General features: G+C 76.2%; 1 protein-coding gene. It reads right to left on the reverse strand.

Going from position 1 to position 3,571, the window contains the following annotated elements:
• A partial coding sequence (locus PUR61_RS03755; RefSeq protein ID WP_329875571.1) for an SDR family NAD(P)-dependent oxidoreductase occupies positions 1 to 3,571 on the reverse strand: 3,571 nt, incomplete at both ends.

A 3,571-nucleotide genomic window follows, 5' to 3' on the forward strand; every position in this document is an offset into this window, starting at 1 on the left:
CGTCTCCAGCAGCAACCGGTGCTGCGGGTCCATCGCCAACGCCTCACGCGGCGAGATCCCGAACACCTCCGGATCGAAGTCCCCCGCGCTGTAGAGGAATCCACCCTCCCGCGTGTACGAGGTACCCGGGTGGTCCGGGTCCGGGTGGTACAGGTTCTCCACGTCCCAGCCACGGTCCTCGGGGAAGAACCCGATCCCGTCCCGCCCGGACGCCACCAGCTCCCACAGGTCCTCCGGCGACGCGACACCCCCGGGGTAACGGCACGCCATCCCCACGATCGCGATCGGCTCGTCCGAGGCGACCGCGGCGGTCACCACCGGGGCCGCCGCCGCGACCGCCCCGGCGAGTTCGTCGGCCAGGTACGCGGCGAGTGCGAGGACGTTCGGGTAGTCGAAGACCAGCGTGGAGGAGAGCCGCAGTCCGGTCACCGCGTTGAGCCGGTTGCGCAGTTCGACGGCGGTCAGCGAGTCGAAGCCCAGCTCGCTGAACGGCAGGTCCGCGGCGACCGCCGACCCGTCGGCGTGGCCGAGGACCGCGGCCACGTGTGTGCGGACCAGGTCGAGGCCGACCCGCTCGCGTTCGGCCTCCGCCAGCCCGGCCAGGCGTGCGGCGAACCCGCCGCCCGCCGTGGCCGCCGCAGGCCGTCCCGGCGCCGGCACCAGCCCGCGCAGCAGCGGCGGCACCCAGGGCCGGGTCCGCAGCGCGGCCAGGTCGAGCCCGAGCGGCACGACGGCCGCGCGGTCGACGGCCAGCGCGGCGTCGAACGCGGCGAGGCCCTGCTCGGCACCGAGCGGCACGATGCCGCCCTGCCGGGCCCTCGCGCGTTCGGCGTCGCTGAGCCCGCTGCCCATCCCGGCGTCCCACAGGCCCCAGGCCAGCGAGGTGGCCGGGACGCCCTGCGACCGCAGTTCGGCGGCGTAGGCGTCCAGGAAGGCGTTGGCGGCGGCGTAGTTGGCCTGGCCGGGACCGCCGAACAGGCCGGCGGCCGAGGAGTACAGCACGAACGCCGTCAGGGGCCGGTCGGCCGTGGCGGCGCGCAGGTTGGCGGCGGCGTCCACCTTGGCGCGGAACACCGTCCGCAGCCGCTCCGGGGTGAGGTCGGCGAGGAGCGCGTCGTCGAGCACACCGGCGGCGTGGATCACCGCGGTGACCGGCTCGTCCCGCAGGACCTCGGCGACGGCCTCGGCGTCGGCCAGGTCGCACGCGGCCGACCGTACGGTCACGCCGTCGAGGTCGAGGTCGGGGTCGGCGGCCCCGCCGGACCGGGAGAGCAGCAGCAGGTCACGGACGCCGTGCGTCTGCAGCAGGTGCCGGACGAGCAGTCGCCCGAGGGTGCCGGTGGCACCGGTGACGACCACGAGGCCGTCGCCGAGGTCCGCCGTGCCCGACGCCCGGATCCGGGCCAGGCGCGGCACGCGGACGACGCCGTCGCGGACCAGGGCCTCCGGCAGCGGGACGAACAGCTCCTCCGCGGCGTCCACCAGGTGGATGCGGTCCGGGTGTTCGGCCTGCGCCGACCGCACCAGACCCCACAGCGCGGCGCCGTCGGCGTCGGTGATCTCCTCGCCGACCGCGCCCGACGTCCGCACGACGAGCCGGGAGTCGGCCCGGGCCGGGTCGGCGAACCAGGTCTGCAGCAGGGTGAGCAGGGCGGCTGCGCGCTCACCCGCCGCGCCGGGCGCGGTCGCGTCGACCGTCACCACCGGGGCGGGGGCGGGCAGCGCGGCGCCGAGCGGGATCGTGACCCGGGGCTCCGCGGACACCTCGGTCCCCTCCGGCACCCACTCCACGCCGTAGAGGAGCCGGTCGGCGGCCGAGAGCTGGACCCCGGAGACCGGCCGGAGCGTCAGCTGCTCGACCTCGGCGACCGGCAGGCCGGACTCGTCGGCCAGTGCCACCCGCACGCTGTCGGGGCGCGTCCCGGGGGTGAGCCGCACCCGCAGGACCGTTCCGGCCTCGCCGGAGATCCGCACGCCCGCGAACTCGAAGGGCAGGCGGACGCCGTGCTCGGGCAGCAGCCCGCCGGCTCCGACGGCGTGCAGGGCGGCGTCGAAGAGCGCCGGGTGCAGCGCGTACCCGGCGACCGCCTCCTCGGTGCCGACCTCGGCCAGCACCTCCGCGCCGTGCCGCCAGACCTTGCGCAGTCCCCGGAAGGCGGGCCCGTAGGCCATTCCGGTGGCGGCCAGCGCCGGGTAGAAGTCCTCGACCGGTACCGGCTCGGCTCCGGCCGGCGGCCAGACGACCAGTCCGGGGTCGGCCGGCTCCTCGCCCTGGGCGGTGAGCGAACCGGTCGCGTGGACGGTCCACGGCTCGGTCTCGTCGGCACGGGCGTGCAGCGTGACCTGGTGCCGTCCGTCGTCCGCACCGGCCGCGACCGTGACGCGGACCTGGACGCCGCCGCCCGCCGTCAGGGTCAGCGGGGTCTGCAGGACCAGCTCCTCAAGCGCCGGGGCGCCCGCCCGGTCGCCGGCGGCCAGCGCCATCTCGACCAGCGCGGTACCGGGCACCACGACCCGGTCGAGCACGACGTGGTCGGCCAGCCAGGGGTGGGTGGCCACCGAGAGCCGGCCGGTGAGCACGGTGGTCGGCGAGTCGGGCAGTTCCACCGCCGCGCCGAGCAGGGCGTGGCCGGTGCCGACCAGGCCGAGGCCGGCCGGGTCGGTCACGTGCAGCCCGCGGCGCGGGCGGGGCCAGTAGGTGACGTGCTGGAAGGCGTAGGTGGGCAGCTCGAGCCGGGTCGCGCCGGTACCGGCGAAGACCGCCGCCCAGTCCACCGCGACGCCGACCGTGAACAGCCGCCCGAGCGCGGTGAGCAGCGTCTCGGACTCCTCGCGGTCGCGGCGCAGGGCCGCGACGGCGGTCAGCTCGGGGCGGGTGTCCTGCACGAGTGCGGTGAGGACGCCGTCGGGGCCGAGTTCGAGGACCCGGTCGGCGTCGAGGGCGGTGACGGCGTCGGCGAAGCGGACCGGGCGGCGGACCTGGTCGACCCAGTACTCCGGGTCCGACCACTCCCCCTCGGAGACTGCGGCTCCCGTGACGGTGGAGACCGCGGCCAGACGGGGTGCACCGAACCGCAGGCTCCGGACGACCTCCGCGAACTCGTCGAGCATCGGCTCCATCAGCCGGGAGTGGAACGCGTGACTCGTCCGCAGCCGGGACGTCTTCCAACCCCGCTCGGCAGCGCGTTCGGCGACCCGCACGATCTCGTCCCCGGCGCCCGACACGACCACCGCGGCCGGCCCGTTGACCGCCGCCAGGTCGATGTCCGGGAACGCCCCGCACACCTCCGCCTCCGACGCCCCGACCGCCAGCATCGCCCCACCCGACGGCAGCGCCTGCATCAACCGGCCCCGCGCCACCACCAACGTCGCCGCATCCGCCAGGGAGAGGACCCCGGCGGCGTACGCGGCCGAGATCTCACCCACCGAATGACCCGCCACGACATCCGGCGTCACACCCCACGAACGGACCAGCGCCAGCAGCGCCACCTCCACCGCGAAGATCGCCGGCTGCGCCGAACCCGTCCGGTCCAGCGACTCCGCGTCCAGCCCGTGCAGCCTCAGCCCCAGC

The organism is Streptomyces sp. BE20 (assembly GCF_036322525.1).
Classification (GTDB): domain Bacteria; phylum Actinomycetota; class Actinomycetes; order Streptomycetales; family Streptomycetaceae; genus Kitasatospora.